Here is a 16,804-nt window from a genome sequence, read left to right as displayed (position 1 = left end):
CATCTTGCTCAACCCAGGATTGGGGAGCAAACTATGAAGGAATTTGTTTGTTAGTCTTTATCTAATTTGTATTTGCTCAAATCCATTCCGAAACTTAATCCCTTAACAATTACAAGTTCTTCCAACTCTGTCAAGGACTTTTTACCGAAGTTTCTGAATTTCATTAAATCGTTCTTATTAAAAGAAACCAAATCTCCCAATGTGTCTACTTCAGCCGCTTTCAAACAGTTCAATGCTCTTACAGAAAGGTCCATGTCAACCAATTTGGTCTTCAATAACTGTCTCATGTGAAGTGATTCTTCATCATAAGTTTCTGTTTGTGCAATTTCATCCGCTTCAAGGGTAATGCGCTCGTCAGAGAACAACATGAAGTGGTGAATAAGGATTTTAGCAGCTTCTGTTAAAGCATCTTTTGGGTGTATTGATCCATCTGTGATGATTTCAAAAACCAATTTCTCATAATCGGTCTTTTGCTCAACACGATAGTTTTCAATACTATACTTCACATTTTTTATTGGCGTATAAATTGAATCGGTAAATATAGTACCAATTGGAGCAGAAGCTTTTTTGTTTTCCTCAGCAGGTACATATCCTCTACCTTTTTCAATAGTAATTTCCATGTTGATGTTCACCTTTGGATCCAAGTTGCAGATCACTAGATCTTTGTTCAACACTTGGAAACCAGAAATGAACTTTTGAAAATCACCTGCTGTGATTTGCTCTTGTCCAGAAATAGAAATAGAAACAGATTCGTTATCGATTTCATCAATTTGGCGCTTGAAGCGAACCTGCTTTAAGTTCAAAATAATTTCTGTAACATCTTCCACTACTCCTGCAATGGTAGAAAACTCGTGATCAACGGTTTCTATTTTAACAGATGTAATGGCAAATCCTTCCAAAGAAGATAATAACACTCGTCTTAAAGCGTTACCTACTGTCAATCCATATCCTGGTTCTAAAGGTCTAAATTCGAATTTACCTTCAAAATCAGTAGAATCAATCATGATTACTTTGTCAGGCTTCTGAAAATTTAATATTGCCATATTGTGTGTTTTGTTTCTAGTTATTATTTAGAGTATAATTCGACGATGAATTGCTCGTTGATATTTTCTGGAATTTGCACTCTTGCAGGAACTGAAACATAAGTTCCTTGCTTGGTTTCGCTATTCCAAGTAATCCACTCATAAACTTCACTAGAATTAGCCAATGAATTTAGAATGGTTTCTAAAGATTTTGATTTTTCTCTTACTGCAACAACATCACCAGCTTTCAATTGGTAAGAAGGAACGTTTACGATTTCACCGTTCACAGTAATGTGTCTGTGAGAAACCAACTGTCTAGCACCGCTACGAGAAGGAGCAAGCCCCATTCTGTAAACTACGTTGTCAAGTCTAGACTCACAAAGTTGTAACAATACCTCACCTGTAATTCCAGGAGCAGCAGTTGCTTTTTTAAACATGTTTCTGAATTGCTTTTCCAAAATACCGTAAGTGTATTTTGCTTTTTGCTTCTCCATCAATTGAACAGCATATTCAGATTTTTTTCCACGACGCTTGTTTGCACCGTGTTGACCTGGAGGATAGTTTCTTTTTTCAAAAGCCTTGTCATCTCCATAGATAGCTTCACCGAATTTACGGGCTATCTTAGTTTTAGGACCAGTATATCTTGCCATTTGTTAAAATTAATTGTGGGAGTGTTTATGAATTAAGGTCTTATTCTTATCCTTCGATAAACAATAAATCTCCCGTTAATACTTGTTTATAAATTTTTCAGCTTGCAAATTTAACAGAAATAATTAATATCAATTGTAAAAACAATTGATATTAATTATAAAATTTCTGAATAAATTATACTCTTCTTCTTTTTGGAGGTCTACATCCATTGTGTGGTAGTGGAGTAACATCGATAATTTCTGATACTTCGATACCTGAGTTATGGATAGATCTAATAGCAGATTCTCTTCCGTTACCTGGTCCTTTTACATAAACCTTCACTTTTTTCAAACCTGCTTCTTTAGCTACACCTGCAGCATCCTCTGCAGCCAATTGCGCAGCATATGGCGTGTTCTTTTTAGAACCACGGAAACCCATTTTACCGGCAGATGACCATGATATAACATCTCCTTTTTTGTTAGTCAAAGAGATGATGATATTGTTGAAAGAGGCCGCAATGTGCGCTTCTCCAATAGAGTCAACAATTACTTTACGCTTTTTAATTTTAGTATTTGACTTTGCCATGTTACTAATTATTATTTAGTTGCCTTTTTCTTGTTTGCAACTGTTTTTCTTCTACCTTTTCTTGTTCTAGAGTTGTTTTTAGTACGTTGACCTCTTAATGGAAGTCCCGCTCTATGACGAATACCTCTGTAACATCCAATGTCCATTAAACGTTTAATGTTCAATTGAGTTTCAGAACGAAGCTCACCTTCAATAGTATAAGCTGCCACAGCCTCACGGATGCTTCCGATTTGGTCGTCTGTCCAGTCCTGTACTTTTGTGCTCTCGTCAACTTTAGCTGCCGCTAAAATTTCTTTCGCTCTACTTCTACCTATTCCATAGATATAAGTTAAAGAGATAACTCCTCTTTTCTGTTTTGGTATGTCTACACCTGCAATTCTTGCCATAATTACCCTTGTCTTTGTTTGAATCTAGGATTCTTTTTGTTAATCACGTAAAGTCTACCTTTTCTGCGCACTAGTTTACAGTCTGCGCTTCTTTTTTTAACTGATGCTCTTACTTTCATCGTATTAGTATCTATAAGTTATTCTAGCCTTAGTTAAATCGTAAGGACTCATTTCTAATTTTACTTTGTCTCCTGGTAACAGTTTAATATAGTGCATACGCATTTTACCAGAAATATGCGCAGTCACAATATGACCATTCTCCAACTCAACTCGGAACATTGCGTTAGACAATGCTTCGATGATTGATCCGTCTTGTTCTATTGCTGCCTGTTTTGCCATAGTATAATAATTTAAGCTACTGCTTTTCTATTTTTACCAGTTTTCATCAAGCCATCATAGTGTTTGTTTAACAAGTAAGAATTTACTTGTTGCATGGTATCTATTGCAACTCCTACCATAATTAGTAATGATGTCCCTCCAAAAAATAAGGCCCAACCTGCCTGTACATCCATTAGCTTTACAATGATGGCTGGGAACACAGCTATCAAAGCCAAGAAGATAGAACCAGGTAAGGTAATTTGCGACATTATCTTATCCAAATATTCTGAAGTTTCAGATCCAGGACGAATACCTGGGATAAAACCACCACTACGCTTTAAATCATCTGCCATTTTGTTCGTTGGAACAGTAATAGCAGTATAAAAATATGTAAATACAATAATCAATAATGCAAATACCACGTTATACCAAAATCCGAAAATATCTGAGAACTGTGTTTGCATCCATGTACCTACGGCTCCAGAACCAAATGATTTCCCAATTAAACTAGGCACGAACATAATTGCCTGTGCGAAGATGATTGGCATTACACCTGAAGCATTCAATTTTAAAGGTAAAAATTGTCTGGTACCAAAAACATTCTTTTCATAACCACCAGTTGCGGTACGTCTAGCATATTCAACAGCTACTTTACGTACTCCCATAACTAGCATGATAGATCCAAGGATGATCAACAACCAAATTACAAGTTCGATCAAGATCATGATCAAACCACCGTTTGATTGTGTAACCCTTGCAGCATATTCTTGCAAGAAGTTTTGTGGCAACTTAGCAATGATACCTACCATAATCAATAATGAAATACCATTACCAATTCCTTTGTCGGTGATTTTTTCACCCAACCACATTGCGAAAACAGTACCTGTTACCAAGATGATTATAGATGAAAAATAGAACATCCCTCCTGTACCCAATAAAAAGGCACTTTGAGGAATACCTAAAGTAGGTAAACTTGCCAAATATCCTGGTGCTTGAACCAAACAGATACCAATGGTTAACCAACGAGTAATCTGGTTGATTTTTTTACGCCCACTTTCTCCTTCTTTCTGTAGCTTTTGAAGATAAGGAATCGCAATTCCCATCAACTGCACCACGATAGAAGCAGAGATATATGGCATAATACCCAACGCAAAAACAGAAGCGTTAGCAAACGCTCCTCCTGTAAATGCATTTAAGAGCCCAAGAAGTCCATCTTCAGTATTGTTTGCTAAACCTCCCAATTGAGATGCATCAATACCAGGAAGCACTACTTGTGCACCAAAACGATAAACCAAAAGCAGGCCGAGCGTAAGCACGATCCTGTCTTTTAGTTCCGTTATTTTCCAAACATTTTTTAAAGTGTCTATAAATTTCATACTCTAATAAGTCTTATAAAGTTACGGCTTCTCCACCTGCAGCTTCAATTGCAGCTTTTGCTGAAGCAGTAAATTTATGAGCAGATACTTTTAGTTTAGATTTCAATTCTCCACGACCTAGGATTTTCACTAGTTCGTTTTTACCAGCCAAACCAAGTTCAACCAATGTATTAAAATCAACAGTATCCTTCACCTTATTATCATCAACCAACTGTTGTAATGTATCAAGGTTTACACCTTGGTACTCTACACGGTTAACATTAGTAAATCCAAATTTAGGTACACGTCTTTGAAGAGGCATTTGTCCACCTTCAAAACCAACTTTCTTAGAATATCCAGAACGAGACTTAGCTCCTTTGTGTCCACGTGTAGCAGTACCACCTTTTCCAGAACCTTGTCCTCTACCTACTCTCTTACCTTGATTTTTAACTGAGCCTTCAGCTGGTGTTAAATTACTTAAGTCCATTTCTATGCTGTATTATTTTGTTTCTTCTACAGAAACTAAATGTTTAACTTTATTCACCATACCAACGATGTTTGGAGTGGCATCATGTTCTACAACCTGACCGATCTTTCTCAAACCTAAAGCTTCCAAAGTTCTCTTTTGGGTTTGCGTACGGTTGATTGCACTTCTTACTTTTGTTACTCTAATTTTTGCCATCGTCCTATAAATTAACCGTTAAATACTTTTTCAAGAGAAATTCCTCTATCCCTAGCTACAGATTCAGCGCTTCTTAATTGTAATAATGCGTCAAAAGTAGCTTTTACCACGTTGTGAGGGTTAGAAGATCCTTGAGATTTAGACAATACATCATGTACTCCCACTGCTTCCAAAACTGTTCTTACAGCACCACCAGCAATTACCCCGGTACCAGGAGCTGCAGGAATAATATTTACTCTTGCACCACCAAATTTACCTTTTTGCTCGTGTGGCAAAGTTCCTTTGATAATTGGAATTTTCACCAAGTTTTTCTTAGCATCTTCTACAGCTTTAGCGATAGCAGTAGCAACGTCTTTAGATTTTCCTAAACCGTGTCCTACTACTCCAGCTTCATCTCCAACTACTACGATAGCTGAAAAACCGAATGCTCTACCTCCTTTTGTTACTTTAGTAACCCTTTGTACACCAACTAAACGATCTTTAAGATCTAATCCACCTGGTTTTACCAATTCTGCGTTTTTATATTTTTGATACATAATTTCTTAGAATTTTAGTCCTGCTTCTCTAGCACCTTCTGCCAATGATTTAACTCTTCCGTGATATTTATATCCTCCTCTATCAAAAGAAATAGTATCAACACCTGCTTTAAGAGCTTTCTCTGCGATTGCTTTACCTACCAAGGCAGCAATTTCAGTTTTGTTTCCAGCAGCAGCAGCGCTAATGTCTTTATCTCTTGAAGATGCAGAACTGATAGTTGTACCAGTTACATCGTTTATAAGTTGAGCATAAATTTCTTTATTGCTTCTAAATACAGCCAATCGTGGTCTAGCTTCAGTTCCTGAAACTATTTTACGGATTCTGCTTTTTATTCTTAGTCTTTTCTGATTCTTTGTCAATGCCATAACTTAACTATTAAGCTGATTTACCTGCTTTTCTTCTTAATTCTTCACCAACAAACTTGATACCTTTTCCTTTGTAAGGCTCTGGTTTTCTGAAACTACGGATTTTCGCAGCTACTTGTCCTACCAACTGTTTGTCGTGAGAGGTTAATTTAACGATTGGATTTTTACCTTTCTCAGATATGGTCTCAACTTTAACTTCAGGAGCTAAATCTAAGATAATATTATGAGAAAAACCTAATGCTAAATCCAATTTTTGTCCTTGGTTCGATGCTCTATAACCAACACCCACCAACTCTAGTTGCTTGGTCCACCCTTCAGATACACCCTTAACCATATTGTTAATCAAGGCTCTATAAAGACCGTGCTTTGCTCTTTCGTCTTTTTTATCTGAAGAACGCTCAACTATAACGTTTCCTTCTTCTACTTTAATTTCTACACCAGAAAATTCTTGAGTTAATTCACCTAATTTACCTTTTACAGTAATTACATTGTCTTTAACTTCAACTGTAACTCCTCCTGGGATAGTTACTGGGTTTTTACCTATTCTTGACATGTCTTTCTGTTTTTATAAATTAGTAAACGTAACACAATAATTCTCCACCAACGTTTTGTTGTTGCGCTTGCTTCCCTGTTAACACACCGTGAGATGTTGAAACAATAGCAATTCCAAGACCGTTAAGAATTCTTGGCATTTCATTGGCACCTGCATATTTACGTAAACCTGGTTTACTGATTCTTTGAATCTTTTTGATTACAGGCTCTTTAGTTTCTTTATTGTACTTAAGAGCGATTTTAATGCTCCCTTGTACTGAAGAATCGTCAAACTTGTAACTTAAAATATATCCTTGATCGAATAATATTTTAGTAATTTCCTTTTTCAGCTTAGATGCTGGAATCTCAACCACTCTGTGGTTGGCTTTCACGGCATTTCTAATTCTTGTTAGATAATCTGCGATAGGATCTGTATACATGTATATTAATTTGCGGTTTTGGTTTTCGGAGCCGACCTTCGGCTCCGAACTTCAAACCAGTTTATAATTCTTTTTTTACCAGCTAGCTTTTTTCACTCCTGGAATAAGTCCTTTATTTGCCATTTCACGCAACATTACACGTGAAATTCCAAATGTACGAACATACCCTTTAGGTCTTCCTGTAAGTTTACATCTGTTGTGCATACGTACTGGAGAAGCATTTTTTGGTAACTTCTGTAGTGCTTCGTAATCTCCAGCTTCTTTTAAAGCTTTACGTTTCTCAGCATATTTAGCTACTGTTTTTGCTCTTTTTACCTCACGGGCTTTCATTGATTCTTTAGCCATATCTTAGTTCTTTTGAAAAGGTAGTCCTAATTCAGTTAATAACGAATGTGCTTCTTTATCAGTCTCTGCAGACGTTACAAAGGTAATGTCCATTCCTGATATTTTGTTGATTTTGTCAATATCAATTTCTGGGAAAATGATTTGTTCGGTAATACCTAAGTTGTAGTTACCTCTACCATCAAATCCAGTAGCTTTGATACCACCAAAATCTCTTACACGTGGTAAAGCTGAAGTAATCAAACGATCTAAGAATTCGTACATTCTCTCTCCTCTTAAGGTTACGCGGGCACCAATTGGCATTCCCTTACGTAATTTGAAAGTTGCAACGTCTTTTTTAGAAAGTGTAGCTACAGCTTTTTGTCCAGAGATCTTAGTTAATTCTTCAACTGCATGATCGATTAATTTCTTATCAGCAACCGCAGCACCAACTCCTCTAGATAAGATGATCTTTTCTAGTTTAGGTACTTGCATTACGTTTTGATAACCGAATTCTTCTGTAAGAGCCGCAACGATTCTGTCGCGGTACTCTTGTTTTAATCTTGGAGTATAAGTCATAACTACTATATTACTTCATTAGATTTTTTGGCAAATCTTACTTTTTTATCACCTTCCATTTTGTAACCTACTCTAGTAGTTTCACCTTTAGAATTTACCAAAGATAAATTCGAGATGTGGATTGGTGCTTCTTTCTCTACGATACCACCTTGAGGATTTTGTGCGCTTGGCTTAGTGTGCTTCTTCACAATGTTCACTCCTTCTACGATGGCCTTGTTCTTATCTACAAATACTTTAAGTACTTTACCTTCTGATCCTTTGTTGTCTCCAGCAATTACTTTTACGGTATCTCCTGATTTTATTTTAAGCTTTGTCATCTTAGTTTAGTCATTAAAGCACTTCAGGTGCCAATGATACAATTTTCATGAATTGTTTATCACGAAGTTCTCTAGCAACAGGTCCAAATACACGTGTACCTCTCATCTCACCTTGAGCATTTAAAAGTACACAAGCGTTGTCGTCGAATCTAATGTAAGATCCGTCTGGGCGTCTTACTTCTTTCACGGTACGCACAACAACAGCAGTAGAAACTGCTCCTTTTTTTACGTTTCCGTTAGGAGTTGCATCTTTTACAGAAACAACAATTTTATCTCCAATAGAAGCATATCTCTTCTTAGTACCACCTAGAACACGTATTGTTAATACTTCTTTTGCTCCAGTGTTGTCGGCTACTTTTAATCTTGATTCTTGTTGTACCATAATTACTTCGCTCTTTCAATTATTTCTACTAATCTCCAACATTTAGATTTACTCATAGGTCTTGTTTCCATGATCCTTACAGTATCTCCAACGTTACAGTCGTTTGTTTCATCGTGTGCAACGTATTTTTTCGTTTTCAACACGAATTTACCATACATAGGGTGTTTTACTTTCTTAACCTCAGAAACCACAATGGACTTCTGCATTTTGTTACTTGTAACAACTCCTATACGTTCTTTTCTTAAGTTTCTTTTTTCCATCTTTCAGCAGAATACAGTTATTGTAGTTCTCTTTTAGTTAATTCAGTCTCAATTCTTGCTATTGAACGTCTTACCGAACGCAATTGAATTGGATTTTCTAAAGGAGAGATTGCATGAGCCATTTTTAGGTCTGCATAACTCTTTTTGGTCACACCAAGTTGTTCTTGTAACTCGGCTGTAGATAGCTGTTTAATTTCTGATTGCTTCATAATACATTCTTATTGAGCTTCGTCGTAATCTCGAGCTATAATAAACTTAGTTTTAACTGGAAGTTTTTGTGCGGCCAATCGCAAGGCTTCTCTTGCAACTTCTAAAGGCACACCGGTAACTTCAAATAACATTCTACCTGGTTTAACCACAGCAGCCCAATATTCAACAGCACCTTTACCTTTACCCATACGTACTTCAAGAGGTTTCTTTGTGATAGGCTTGTCTGGAAAAATTTTGATCCAAAGTTGCCCCTCTCTTTTCATATAACGTGTTGCAGCAATACGGGCAGCTTCGATTTGACGCGCAGTAATAAATTCTGAGTCAAGCGATTTTATACCAAACATTCCATTTGAAAGTACGTGCCCTCTTCCGGCATTTCCTTTCATGCGACCTTTCTGTTGCTTACGAAACTTTGTTTTCTTTGGTTGTAACATCTTCTTTTACTTTTAAAATTACTTTCTTCGTCGAGATTTGTTTGTATTACCTCCACGTCCTGTTTTTCCTTGCTTTTTGGATAACCCAACTAGCGGAGAAAGTTCTCTCTTACCATACACCTCACCTTTCATGATCCATACTTTTACTCCCAATCTACCGTAAGTAGTGTGGGCCTCTACCAAAGCATAGTCGATGTCAGCTCTAAATGTCGATAATGGAATACGACCTTCCTTGTAGTGCTCGGAACGTGCCATCTCAGCACCGTTCAAACGGCCACTGATCTGTACTTTGATTCCTTCTGCATTCATACGCATCGCAGCCGCGATAGCCATCTTGATTGCACGTCTATAAGAGATACGGTTCTCAATTTGACGAGCAATGCTAGACCCTACCAAGAATGCGTCAAGTTCTGGTCTCTTTATTTCAAAGATGTTTAACTGAACTTCCTTGTTTGTAATCTTTTTAAGCTCTTCTTTCAACTTGTCTACCTCTTGACCACCTTTACCGATAATGATACCAGGTCTGGCAGTAGTGATAGTAACGGTTACAAGTTTAAGCGTACGCTCAATAATTACTCTAGACACACTAGCTTTAGATAAACGAGCGTGAACATATTTTCTAATCTTATCGTCTTCAGCAAGCTTGTCTCCATAGTCATTGCCTCCGTACCAGTTAGACTCCCATCCTCTGATGATTCCTAAGCGATTTCCGATTGGATTTGTTTTTTGTCCCATATCTCTATCTTAGCTTTGTGTGTTGTTATTTAATGCTCCAATCACAACTGTTACGTGGTTAGAACGTTTTCTAATTCTGTGTGCTCGACCTTGAGGAGCTGGACGCAATCTTTTCAACATTGTTCCTCCATCTACTCTGATCTCTTTTACAAATAAGTTAGCCTCTTCGATGTTAGCATCTTCGTTTTTAGCTTGCCAGTTAGCGATTGCAGATAGTACAAGTTTCTCTAAACGACGTGATGCTTCTTTCGAGCTAAATCTAAGGATCTGAAGAGCTTTTTCAGCTTTTTGACCTCTTACCAAATCAGCTACTAAACGCATTTTTCTTGGTGAGGTAGGACAGTTGTTCAATTTTGCAAAAGCAATTTGCTTTCTGTCTTCTTTCATAGCCTCTGCCATTTGTTTTTTACGACTTCCCATAGCTCTTCTTATTTTTTACCTTTATTTTTTGCACCTGCATGCCCTCTAAAAGAACGTGTTGGTGAAAATTCTCCTAATTTATGACCTACCATGTTTTCTGTTACGTAAACTGGTACAAACTGACGACCGTTGTGTACTGCAATAGTTTGTCCTACGAAGTCTGGAGTAATCATAGAAGCTCTAGACCAAGTTTTGATAACTGTCTTCTTGCCAGACTCAACATTTTGTTGAACTTTTCTATCTAATTTATAATGAACGTAAGGTCCTTTTTTTAATGATCTTGCCATGTCCTATTATTTCTTTCTACGTTCTACAATATATTTATTACTCGCTTTTGTCTTAGAACGGGTTCTGTAACCTTTAGCAGGTAAACCTTTTCTTGAACGTGGGTGTCCTCCAGATGAACGTCCTTCACCACCACCCATTGGGTGATCTACAGGGTTCATTACTACGGCTCTTGTTCTTGGTCTTCTACCTAACCATCTGCTTCTACCTGCTTTACCAGATACGATCAACTGGTGGTCTGAGTTAGATACAGCTCCAATAGTAGCCATACAAGTTACAAGTACCAATCTGGTTTCACCTGATGGTAATTTAACGGTAGCAAATTTACCGTCTCTTGCCATCAATTGAGCGAAAGCTCCAGCACTACGAGCCATAACAGCTCCTTGCCCTGGGTGCAACTCAATACATGAAATAATAGTACCTAAAGGTATTTCGCTTAAAGGCATTGCGTTTCCAATTTCTGGAGCTACTCCCGAGGCACCAGATACAACGTTTTGTCCAACTTGTAAACCATTTTGAGCAATGATGTATCTTTTTTCACCATCTTGGTAGTTCAACAACGCGATAAAAGCTGTTCTGTTTGGATCGTACTCGATAGTTTTCACTTCAGCAGGGATTCCTGCTTTGTTTCTTTTGAAATCGATGATACGATACTTCTTTTTGTGACCACCACCAATGTAGCGCATGGTCATTTTTCCTTGACTGTTTCTACCACCAGATCTTTTTTTCGGAGCAAGCAAGCTTTTCTCCGGCTTATCAGTAGTGATGGCGTCAAATCCATTAACTACTCTAAAACGCTGAGCTGATGTAATCGGTTTTAATTTTCTTACTGACATTTTCGTCTAATTACATGTTACTGTATAAATCAATTGTCTCACCTTCCGCCAGTTGTACAAATGCCTTTTTAACGGCATTTGTTTTACCATGCTGAATACCTGTTTTTGTATAACGGGTTCTTCTTTCTGGACGGACATTTATAGTACGAACTTTTTCAACAGAAACGCCATAAGCAGCTTCTACTGCTTTTTTAATTTCTACCTTGTTCGCCTTTGTGCTCACTTCAAAGCTAAAGCAGTTGTTCAACTCACCTTGAGTTGTTGCTTTCTCTGTGATAATAGGTTTAATTAAGATACTCATGACTTTCTTATTTACTTAAATTCGTTTCAATTCCCTCTAGAGCCCCCTCTAAAAGGACTACTTTACTTGCGTTCAAAATTTTATAAGTGTTTAATTCTGAGGCAGTTATCACTTCAGACCCTTTAAAATTACGCGACGACAAATATACATTATTATTTGACGCTCCCAATACAAACAAAGATTTTTTGTCTTGAATATCAAGGGCTTTTAAAACCGCTGTGAAGTTCTTTGTTTTTGGAGTGTCAAAGCTAAAGTCTTCCAAAACTACGATTGACTTGTCATTTGCCTTAATGCTCAAAGCTGATTTACGAGCCAAACGCTTAAGGTTTTTGTTCAATTTGAAACTGTAGTTTCTTGGTCTTGGACCGAACATACGTCCACCTCCTTTAAATACTCCAGACTTGATACTACCCGCACGAGCTGTACCAGTTCCTTTTTGCTTTTTAAGCTTACGAGTACTTCCAGAGATTTCAGCTCTTTCCTTAGCCTTGTGAGTACCTTGGCGTTGGTTAGCCAAATACTGCTTAACGTCTAAGTATACTGCGTGATTGTTAGGCTCAATAGCAAACACATCCTTAGAAAGCTCTGCTTGTCTACCTGTGTCTTTTCCGTTTATATCTAAAACTGCTACTTTCATTATTTCTCAATGATTACATAAGAGTTTTTGTGTCCTGGAACACATCCTTTAACTACAATAAGGTTCTTTTCTGGAACTACTTTGTAAACTCTTAAATTTTCAACTTTCACTTTTTCACCACCCATTCTTCCGGCCATCTTGATTCCTTTGAATACTCTCGCAGGATAAGATGCTGCACCGATAGAACCAGGAGCTCTTAAACGGTTGTGTTGACCGTGGGTAGCTTGTCCAACCCCACCAAATCCGTGACGTTTTACAACCCCTTGGAATCCTTTTCCTTTAGAAGTTCCTGAGATGTCCACAAACTCACCTTCGATGAAGTGCTCTACTGTGATTGCATCACCTAATTTGTAATCTCCTTCAAATCCTTGGAATTCAACGACTTTTTTCTTAACAGAAGTACCAGCTTTTTTGGCGTGACCAAGTTCCGCTTTCGTAGCACTTTTTTCTGTCTTGTCATCGAAACCAAGTTGAAGAGCATTATACCCGTCAACCTCTTCGGTTCTGACTTGGGTAACGATACATGGTCCAGCTTCGATTACTGTACATGGAATGTTTTTTCCATTTTCATCGAAAATGCTGGTCATACCGATCTTTTTTCCTATTAACCCAGACATATTTATTAATTATTAAATTGATTACTATATTATTTTAAAAAATTCAGGGTCAAAATACGTTTCAACCCTGAACTGTACTTTTTCCGTTTTTCCTTTGCACGAAGCGCCGGACATGTGATCAAGAAAATTTTTCTTGATGTGCTTACTTACACCTTGATCTCTACTTCAACTCCACTTGGCAATTCAAGTTTCATTAAAGCATCGATTGTTTTAGAAGATGAAGAGTAGATATCCAACAATCTCTTGTAAGAGCTTAATTGGAACTGCTCTCTAGACTTCTTGTTTACGTGTGGTGAACGTAATACAGTGAAAATCTTTTTGTGAGTTGGTAATGGAATTGGACCCGTTACAACAGCACCTGTACTTTTTACTGTTTTTACAATCTTGTCAGCTGACTTGTCAACCAAGTTGTGATCGTAAGACTTTAATTTTATTCTGATTTTTTGACTCATTTTCTTAAGATTTAAGCTTCAACTCCTTTAGCTGCCTTAATCACTTCTTCCGCAATGTTCGAAGGAGTTTCAGCATAATGTGAAAATTCCATAGTAGAGGTTGCTCTACCAGAAGACAACGTACGTAAAGCAGTTACGTAACCAAACATTTCTGATAATGGTACGTGCGCTTTTACAACTTTAGATCCAGATCTATCGCCCATGTCATTAACCTGTCCACGACGACGGTTAAGGTCACCTACGATATCACCCATGTTTTCTTCTGGAGTGATAACTTCCAATTTCATGATAGGCTCCATAATCACGGCTTTAGCAGCTCTTGCAGCAGCTTTGAAACCAAGTTTAGCAGCCAATTCGAATGATAACTGGTCAGAATCCACATCGTGGTAAGATCCGTCTGTCAAAGTTACTTTCATAGCATCTACTTCGTAACCTGCCAATGGACCGTTTACCATAGCCATCTTGAATCCTTTCTCGATTGAAGGGATAAATTCTTTTGGTACGTTACCACCTTTGATCTCTGAAACGAACTCTAGACCAACTTTACCTTCTTCTGCAGGCTCAAGAGTAAATACGATATCCGCGAATTTACCACGTCCACCAGATTGCTTCTTGTAAACCTCTCTATGTTGTGCAGTTTGAGTAATAGCTTCTTTGTACTCTACTTGAGGTTGTCCTTGGTTAACTTCAACCTTGAACTCACGCTTCAAACGGTCAACAATAATATCTAAGTGAAGCTCACCCATTCCAGAAATGATAGTCTGTCCTGTAGCTTCATCTGTTCTTACTGTAAAAGTTGGATCTTCTTCTGCCAATTTAGCCAAAGCCATACCTAGTTTATCAACGTCAGCTTTAGTTTTAGGCTCAACCGCGATACCAATTACTGGATCTGGGAAGTCCATACTTTCCAATACAATTGGGTGTTTCTCATCAGACATAGTATCACCAGTCTTGATGTCTTTAAACCCTACTGCCGCACCAATATCACCAGCCTCGATATATTCGATAGCATTTTGCTTGTTAGAGTGCATTTGATAGATACGAGAGATACGCTCCTTTTTACCTGAACGGTTGTTCAAGATGTAAGAACCTGCATCTAAACGTCCAGAGTAAGCTCTAAAGAATGCCAAACGACCTACGAAAGGATCGGTAGCAATTTTAAATGCCAATGCAGCGAAAGGCGCGTCAACACTTGGTTTACGAGTCTCTTCAGCTCCTGTGTCTGGGTTAGTACCAATAATGTTATCTCTATCTAATGGAGAAGGCAAATAACGACAAACAGCATCTAATAAGAACTGTACACCTTTATTTTTAAATGAAGAACCACAAATCATAGGAATGATAGCCATATCCATTACAGCAGCTCTAAGTGCAGCGTGCACTTCTTCTTCTGTAATAGAGTTTTCATCTTCCATGAATTTCTCTAATAAGTTCTCATCGTAAGAAGCTACCTCTTCGATTAAAAGTGCACGGTATTTGTGCGCTTCTTCTTTCATATCTTCTGGAATGTCGATAACATCAAAAGTTGCCCCTTGAGTTTCATCATGCCATACGATAGCTCTGTTTTTTACTAAGTCTACGATACCTTTGAAATCTGCTTCGTCACCAATGTTCAATACGATTGGCACCGCGTTAGATTTCAACATATCTTTTACTTGTTGACATACTGCTAAGAAGTTAGATCCTTGACGGTCCATCTTGTTAACAAATCCAATACGTGGTACTTTATAGTTATCAGCAAGTCTCCAGTTAGTTTCAGATTGAGGCTCAACACCATCAACTGCACTAAATAAGAATACCAAACCATCTAATACACGTAATGAACGGTTTACCTCTACAGTAAAGTCAACGTGACCCGGAGTATCGATAATGTTAAAGTGATACCCTTGAGTCTCTGGAGTAGGCTGCGCATTCTCCAATGGGAACTGCCATGTACAAGTTGTAGCTGCAGATGTGATAGTAATACCACGCTCTTGCTCTTGCTCCATCCAGTCCATAGTTGCAGCACCATCGTGCACCTCACCAATTTTGTGAGAAACCCCTGTATAATAAAGTATACGCTCCGTTGTTGTTGTTTTACCAGCATCAATGTGAGCTGCAATACCTATATTTCTTGTAAGTTTTAAATCTCTTGCCATTTTATTAGAATCTAAAGTGTGAGAATGCTTTGTTAGCCTCTGCCATCTTATGAGTATCTACTCTTTTCTTAACGGCTGCTCCTTCTTCCTTAGCTGCTGCTAAAATTTCTGAAGCCAAACGTTGTGCCATAGATTTTTCATTTCTTTTACGCGCATAACCGATTAACCATTTCATTGCAGTTGAAATTTTACGGTCTGGACGTATTTGCATAGGGATTTGGAATGTTGCACCACCAACTCTACGGCTACGTACTTCTACGTGAGGCATAACGTTTGATAAAGCATCTTTCCAAAGTTCCAACGCTGTTTTCTCATCATCAGCTTTCTTAGACTCTACAATATCAATAGCATCATAGAATATTTTAAAAGCTACAGACTTCTTACCGTCCCACATCATCATATTAACGAAACGTGTTACCAACTGATCGTTAAAACGTGGATCTGGTAAAAGCGGTCTTTTTTTCGCTTGTCTTTTTCTCATGTCTTCTTCTTAAAGTTTTTTTAATTACTTCTTAGGGCGTTTTGCACCATACTTAGATCTACGTTGTGTTCTACCATTAACACCTGCAGTGTCAAGAGCTCCACGAACGATGTGATATCTAACTCCTGGTAAATCTTTTACCCTTCCGCCTCTAACCAATACTATCGAGTGCTCTTGTAGGTTGTGACCCTCACCTCCGATGTATGCGTTAACCTCGTTACCGTTTGTTAAACGAACCCTTGCTACCTTACGCATTGCTGAGTTAGGTTTCTTAGGCGTTGTAGTATAAACACGAGTACACACACCACGTCTTTGTGGGCACGAATCCAAAGCAGCCGATTTACTCTTCTTGGTTATTTTGGCTCTTCCTTTTCGTACTAATTGTGAAATTGTTGGCATATATTACTATATAATTTTTATTAAAGCCTCTATTTAGAGGGCTGCAAAGGTAGGAATAAAAATGAATTTTTCAAATGTTAAGTGATTAATTTTAAAAAGTTTGGTGAATTATTTTTTACTCCGCATATTTTAGTTGAATTATTTCCGTT

Annotated in this window: 31 protein-coding genes; all 31 read right to left on the bottom strand. The window is 37.7% G+C overall.

Translation table 11 applies throughout. The features are described from left to right. Positions 1-50: 50 nt before the first annotated feature. The 31 genes from AC6I5C_RS07685 to rpsL all read right to left on the bottom strand — a co-directional run bounded on the left by AC6I5C_RS07685 (position 51) and on the right by rpsL (position 16,655). Positions 51-1,043 (bottom strand): DNA-directed RNA polymerase subunit alpha, encoded by a 993-nt coding sequence (locus tag AC6I5C_RS07685; protein WP_053975721.1) that lies wholly within the window; start codon positions 1,041-1,043, stop codon positions 51-53. A gap of 23 nt (positions 1,044-1,066) precedes the next feature. Continuing rightward, on the bottom strand, positions 1,067-1,672 hold the full coding sequence (gene rpsD / locus AC6I5C_RS07680) for a 30S ribosomal protein S4 (protein WP_497904640.1): 606 nt from the start codon (positions 1,670-1,672) through the stop codon (positions 1,067-1,069). A gap of 175 nt (positions 1,673-1,847) precedes the next feature. Continuing rightward, positions 1,848-2,237, bottom strand: a complete 390-nt coding sequence (rpsK, locus tag AC6I5C_RS07675) for a 30S ribosomal protein S11 (RefSeq protein WP_497904639.1) — start codon at positions 2,235-2,237, stop codon at positions 1,848-1,850. 11 nt (positions 2,238-2,248) lie between these two features. Continuing rightward, positions 2,249-2,623 carry a 30S ribosomal protein S13 gene (rpsM, locus tag AC6I5C_RS07670; protein ID WP_053975724.1) on the bottom strand — a complete coding sequence of 125 codons (375 nt, stop codon included), beginning with the start codon at positions 2,621-2,623 and terminating at the stop codon, positions 2,249-2,251. Between the two features lie 2 nt (positions 2,624-2,625). Further along, positions 2,626-2,742 (bottom strand): type B 50S ribosomal protein L36, encoded by a 117-nt coding sequence (ykgO, locus tag AC6I5C_RS07665; protein WP_008269159.1) that lies wholly within the window; start codon positions 2,740-2,742, stop codon positions 2,626-2,628. 4 nt (positions 2,743-2,746) lie between these two features. Then, positions 2,747-2,962, bottom strand: coding sequence for a translation initiation factor IF-1 (infA, locus tag AC6I5C_RS07660; RefSeq protein WP_026753784.1), 216 nt, complete (start codon positions 2,960-2,962; stop codon positions 2,747-2,749). 11 nt (positions 2,963-2,973) lie between these two features. Beyond that, positions 2,974-4,317, bottom strand: a complete 1,344-nt coding sequence (secY, locus tag AC6I5C_RS07655; protein WP_053975725.1) for a preprotein translocase subunit SecY — start codon at positions 4,315-4,317, stop codon at positions 2,974-2,976. Positions 4,318-4,330: 13 nt separating this feature from the next. After that, on the bottom strand, positions 4,331-4,783 hold the full coding sequence (gene rplO / locus AC6I5C_RS07650) for a 50S ribosomal protein L15 (protein ID WP_053975726.1): 453 nt from the start codon (positions 4,781-4,783) through the stop codon (positions 4,331-4,333). A 12-nt stretch (positions 4,784-4,795) separates the two neighbouring features. Then, positions 4,796-4,978, bottom strand: coding sequence for a 50S ribosomal protein L30 (gene rpmD, locus AC6I5C_RS07645; protein ID WP_053975727.1), 183 nt, complete (start codon positions 4,976-4,978; stop codon positions 4,796-4,798). An 11-nt stretch (positions 4,979-4,989) separates the two neighbouring features. Further along, positions 4,990-5,514, bottom strand: coding sequence for a 30S ribosomal protein S5 (rpsE, locus tag AC6I5C_RS07640; RefSeq protein ID WP_053975728.1), 525 nt, complete (start codon positions 5,512-5,514; stop codon positions 4,990-4,992). Positions 5,515-5,520: 6 nt separating this feature from the next. After that, positions 5,521-5,880: a 50S ribosomal protein L18 gene (gene rplR, locus AC6I5C_RS07635; protein WP_497904638.1), complete on the bottom strand. Its 360-nt coding sequence runs from the start codon at positions 5,878-5,880 to the stop codon at positions 5,521-5,523. 10 nt (positions 5,881-5,890) lie between these two features. After that, positions 5,891-6,433, bottom strand: a complete 543-nt coding sequence (gene rplF / locus AC6I5C_RS07630; RefSeq protein WP_497904637.1) for a 50S ribosomal protein L6 — start codon at positions 6,431-6,433, stop codon at positions 5,891-5,893. Positions 6,434-6,452: 19 nt separating this feature from the next. After that, entirely contained in the window at positions 6,453-6,851 is a 399-nt protein-coding gene (gene rpsH, locus AC6I5C_RS07625; RefSeq protein ID WP_053975731.1) for a 30S ribosomal protein S8, read from the bottom strand. A gap of 75 nt (positions 6,852-6,926) precedes the next feature. Further along, positions 6,927-7,196, bottom strand: coding sequence for a 30S ribosomal protein S14 (gene rpsN, locus AC6I5C_RS07620; RefSeq protein ID WP_053975732.1), 270 nt, complete (start codon positions 7,194-7,196; stop codon positions 6,927-6,929). Positions 7,197-7,199: 3 nt separating this feature from the next. Further along, positions 7,200-7,751, bottom strand: coding sequence for a 50S ribosomal protein L5 (rplE, locus tag AC6I5C_RS07615; protein ID WP_053975733.1), 552 nt, complete (start codon positions 7,749-7,751; stop codon positions 7,200-7,202). Positions 7,752-7,756: 5 nt separating this feature from the next. After that, positions 7,757-8,068: a 50S ribosomal protein L24 gene (gene rplX / locus AC6I5C_RS07610; RefSeq protein ID WP_053975734.1), complete on the bottom strand. Its 312-nt coding sequence runs from the start codon at positions 8,066-8,068 to the stop codon at positions 7,757-7,759. 13 nt (positions 8,069-8,081) lie between these two features. Continuing rightward, positions 8,082-8,450: a 50S ribosomal protein L14 gene (gene rplN, locus AC6I5C_RS07605; protein WP_053975735.1), complete on the bottom strand. Its 369-nt coding sequence runs from the start codon at positions 8,448-8,450 to the stop codon at positions 8,082-8,084. Between the two features lie 2 nt (positions 8,451-8,452). Continuing rightward, a complete protein-coding gene (rpsQ, locus tag AC6I5C_RS07600; protein ID WP_053975736.1) occupies positions 8,453-8,710 on the bottom strand; it encodes a 30S ribosomal protein S17 in 258 nt (85 codons plus the stop codon). A 17-nt stretch (positions 8,711-8,727) separates the two neighbouring features. Next, positions 8,728-8,919 (bottom strand): 50S ribosomal protein L29, encoded by a 192-nt coding sequence (gene rpmC, locus AC6I5C_RS07595; protein ID WP_053975737.1) that lies wholly within the window; start codon positions 8,917-8,919, stop codon positions 8,728-8,730. Positions 8,920-8,928: 9 nt separating this feature from the next. Next, a complete protein-coding gene (gene rplP, locus AC6I5C_RS07590) occupies positions 8,929-9,354 on the bottom strand; it encodes a 50S ribosomal protein L16 (protein ID WP_053975738.1) in 426 nt (141 codons plus the stop codon). An 18-nt stretch (positions 9,355-9,372) separates the two neighbouring features. Next, entirely contained in the window at positions 9,373-10,089 is a 717-nt protein-coding gene (gene rpsC, locus AC6I5C_RS07585; protein WP_053975739.1) for a 30S ribosomal protein S3, read from the bottom strand. Positions 10,090-10,098: 9 nt separating this feature from the next. Next, positions 10,099-10,509, bottom strand: a complete 411-nt coding sequence (gene rplV, locus AC6I5C_RS07580) for a 50S ribosomal protein L22 (RefSeq protein WP_053975740.1) — start codon at positions 10,507-10,509, stop codon at positions 10,099-10,101. Positions 10,510-10,517: 8 nt separating this feature from the next. Further along, complete coding sequence (gene rpsS / locus AC6I5C_RS07575; RefSeq protein ID WP_053975741.1) at positions 10,518-10,796, bottom strand: 30S ribosomal protein S19; 279 nt, start codon at positions 10,794-10,796, stop codon at positions 10,518-10,520. Between the two features lie 6 nt (positions 10,797-10,802). Continuing rightward, on the bottom strand, positions 10,803-11,630 hold the full coding sequence (gene rplB / locus AC6I5C_RS07570; protein WP_053975742.1) for a 50S ribosomal protein L2: 828 nt from the start codon (positions 11,628-11,630) through the stop codon (positions 10,803-10,805). A gap of 10 nt (positions 11,631-11,640) precedes the next feature. After that, positions 11,641-11,931: a 50S ribosomal protein L23 gene (gene rplW, locus AC6I5C_RS07565; protein WP_053975743.1), complete on the bottom strand. Its 291-nt coding sequence runs from the start codon at positions 11,929-11,931 to the stop codon at positions 11,641-11,643. Between the two features lie 7 nt (positions 11,932-11,938). Then, a complete protein-coding gene (gene rplD / locus AC6I5C_RS07560; RefSeq protein ID WP_053975744.1) occupies positions 11,939-12,568 on the bottom strand; it encodes a 50S ribosomal protein L4 in 630 nt (209 codons plus the stop codon). Next, positions 12,568-13,185 carry a 50S ribosomal protein L3 gene (gene rplC / locus AC6I5C_RS07555; RefSeq protein ID WP_497904636.1) on the bottom strand — a complete coding sequence of 206 codons (618 nt, stop codon included), beginning with the start codon at positions 13,183-13,185 and terminating at the stop codon, positions 12,568-12,570. The genes rplD and rplC overlap by 1 nt, the downstream gene beginning before the upstream one ends. 146 nt (positions 13,186-13,331) lie before the next feature. Next, positions 13,332-13,637 carry a 30S ribosomal protein S10 gene (gene rpsJ / locus AC6I5C_RS07550; protein WP_007650482.1) on the bottom strand — a complete coding sequence of 102 codons (306 nt, stop codon included), beginning with the start codon at positions 13,635-13,637 and terminating at the stop codon, positions 13,332-13,334. Between the two features lie 11 nt (positions 13,638-13,648). After that, positions 13,649-15,775, bottom strand: coding sequence for an elongation factor G (gene fusA, locus AC6I5C_RS07545; RefSeq protein WP_497904635.1), 2,127 nt, complete (start codon positions 15,773-15,775; stop codon positions 13,649-13,651). 4 nt (positions 15,776-15,779) lie between these two features. Continuing rightward, positions 15,780-16,256, bottom strand: coding sequence for a 30S ribosomal protein S7 (rpsG, locus tag AC6I5C_RS07540; RefSeq protein ID WP_053975747.1), 477 nt, complete (start codon positions 16,254-16,256; stop codon positions 15,780-15,782). 24 nt (positions 16,257-16,280) lie between these two features. Then, positions 16,281-16,655: a 30S ribosomal protein S12 gene (rpsL, locus tag AC6I5C_RS07535; RefSeq protein ID WP_053975748.1), complete on the bottom strand. Its 375-nt coding sequence runs from the start codon at positions 16,653-16,655 to the stop codon at positions 16,281-16,283. Positions 16,656-16,804: the final 149 nt, after the last annotated feature.

The sequence above is a fragment of the Mangrovimonas sp. sgz306409 genome (assembly GCF_059735265.1).
This window is presented reverse-complemented; position numbering and strand designations above follow the sequence as displayed.

What these genes read in the sequence shown, in the direction of transcription:
- AC6I5C_RS07685 (WP_053975721.1), bottom strand. Translation starts at nt 1,043, where the DNA reads ATGGCAATATTAAATTTTCAGAAGCCTGACAAAGTAATCATGATTGAT.
- rpsD (WP_497904640.1), bottom strand. Translation starts at nt 1,672, where the DNA reads ATGGCAAGATATACTGGTCCTAAAACTAAGATAGCCCGTAAATTCGGT.
- rpsK (WP_497904639.1), bottom strand. Translation starts at nt 2,237, where the DNA reads ATGGCAAAGTCAAATACTAAAATTAAAAAGCGTAAAGTAATTGTTGAC.
- rpsM (WP_053975724.1), bottom strand. Translation starts at nt 2,623, where the DNA reads ATGGCAAGAATTGCAGGTGTAGACATACCAAAACAGAAAAGAGGAGTT.
- ykgO (WP_008269159.1), bottom strand. Translation starts at nt 2,742, where the DNA reads ATGAAAGTAAGAGCATCAGTTAAAAAAAGAAGCGCAGACTGTAAACTA.
- infA (WP_026753784.1), bottom strand. Translation starts at nt 2,962, where the DNA reads ATGGCAAAACAGGCAGCAATAGAACAAGACGGATCAATCATCGAAGCA.
- secY (WP_053975725.1), bottom strand. Translation starts at nt 4,317, where the DNA reads ATGAAATTTATAGACACTTTAAAAAATGTTTGGAAAATAACGGAACTA.
- rplO (WP_053975726.1), bottom strand. Translation starts at nt 4,783, where the DNA reads ATGGACTTAAGTAATTTAACACCAGCTGAAGGCTCAGTTAAAAATCAA.
- rpmD (WP_053975727.1), bottom strand. Translation starts at nt 4,978, where the DNA reads ATGGCAAAAATTAGAGTAACAAAAGTAAGAAGTGCAATCAACCGTACG.
- rpsE (WP_053975728.1), bottom strand. Translation starts at nt 5,514, where the DNA reads ATGTATCAAAAATATAAAAACGCAGAATTGGTAAAACCAGGTGGATTA.
- rplR (WP_497904638.1), bottom strand. Translation starts at nt 5,880, where the DNA reads ATGGCATTGACAAAGAATCAGAAAAGACTAAGAATAAAAAGCAGAATC.
- rplF (WP_497904637.1), bottom strand. Translation starts at nt 6,433, where the DNA reads ATGTCAAGAATAGGTAAAAACCCAGTAACTATCCCAGGAGGAGTTACA.
- rpsH (WP_053975731.1), bottom strand. Translation starts at nt 6,851, where the DNA reads ATGTATACAGATCCTATCGCAGATTATCTAACAAGAATTAGAAATGCC.
- rpsN (WP_053975732.1), bottom strand. Translation starts at nt 7,196, where the DNA reads ATGGCTAAAGAATCAATGAAAGCCCGTGAGGTAAAAAGAGCAAAAACA.
- rplE (WP_053975733.1), bottom strand. Translation starts at nt 7,751, where the DNA reads ATGACTTATACTCCAAGATTAAAACAAGAGTACCGCGACAGAATCGTT.
- rplX (WP_053975734.1), bottom strand. Translation starts at nt 8,068, where the DNA reads ATGACAAAGCTTAAAATAAAATCAGGAGATACCGTAAAAGTAATTGCT.
- rplN (WP_053975735.1), bottom strand. Translation starts at nt 8,450, where the DNA reads ATGGTACAACAAGAATCAAGATTAAAAGTAGCCGACAACACTGGAGCA.
- rpsQ (WP_053975736.1), bottom strand. Translation starts at nt 8,710, where the DNA reads ATGGAAAAAAGAAACTTAAGAAAAGAACGTATAGGAGTTGTTACAAGT.
- rpmC (WP_053975737.1), bottom strand. Translation starts at nt 8,919, where the DNA reads ATGAAGCAATCAGAAATTAAACAGCTATCTACAGCCGAGTTACAAGAA.
- rplP (WP_053975738.1), bottom strand. Translation starts at nt 9,354, where the DNA reads ATGTTACAACCAAAGAAAACAAAGTTTCGTAAGCAACAGAAAGGTCGC.
- rpsC (WP_053975739.1), bottom strand. Translation starts at nt 10,089, where the DNA reads ATGGGACAAAAAACAAATCCAATCGGAAATCGCTTAGGAATCATCAGA.
- rplV (WP_053975740.1), bottom strand. Translation starts at nt 10,509, where the DNA reads ATGGGAAGTCGTAAAAAACAAATGGCAGAGGCTATGAAAGAAGACAGA.
- rpsS (WP_053975741.1), bottom strand. Translation starts at nt 10,796, where the DNA reads ATGGCAAGATCATTAAAAAAAGGACCTTACGTTCATTATAAATTAGAT.
- rplB (WP_053975742.1), bottom strand. Translation starts at nt 11,630, where the DNA reads ATGTCAGTAAGAAAATTAAAACCGATTACATCAGCTCAGCGTTTTAGA.
- rplW (WP_053975743.1), bottom strand. Translation starts at nt 11,931, where the DNA reads ATGAGTATCTTAATTAAACCTATTATCACAGAGAAAGCAACAACTCAA.
- rplD (WP_053975744.1), bottom strand. Translation starts at nt 12,568, where the DNA reads ATGAAAGTAGCAGTTTTAGATATAAACGGAAAAGACACAGGTAGACAA.
- rplC (WP_497904636.1), bottom strand. Translation starts at nt 13,185, where the DNA reads ATGTCTGGGTTAATAGGAAAAAAGATCGGTATGACCAGCATTTTCGAT.
- rpsJ (WP_007650482.1), bottom strand. Translation starts at nt 13,637, where the DNA reads ATGAGTCAAAAAATCAGAATAAAATTAAAGTCTTACGATCACAACTTG.
- fusA (WP_497904635.1), bottom strand. Translation starts at nt 15,775, where the DNA reads ATGGCAAGAGATTTAAAACTTACAAGAAATATAGGTATTGCAGCTCAC.
- rpsG (WP_053975747.1), bottom strand. Translation starts at nt 16,256, where the DNA reads ATGAGAAAAAGACAAGCGAAAAAAAGACCGCTTTTACCAGATCCACGT.
- rpsL (WP_053975748.1), bottom strand. Translation starts at nt 16,655, where the DNA reads ATGCCAACAATTTCACAATTAGTACGAAAAGGAAGAGCCAAAATAACC.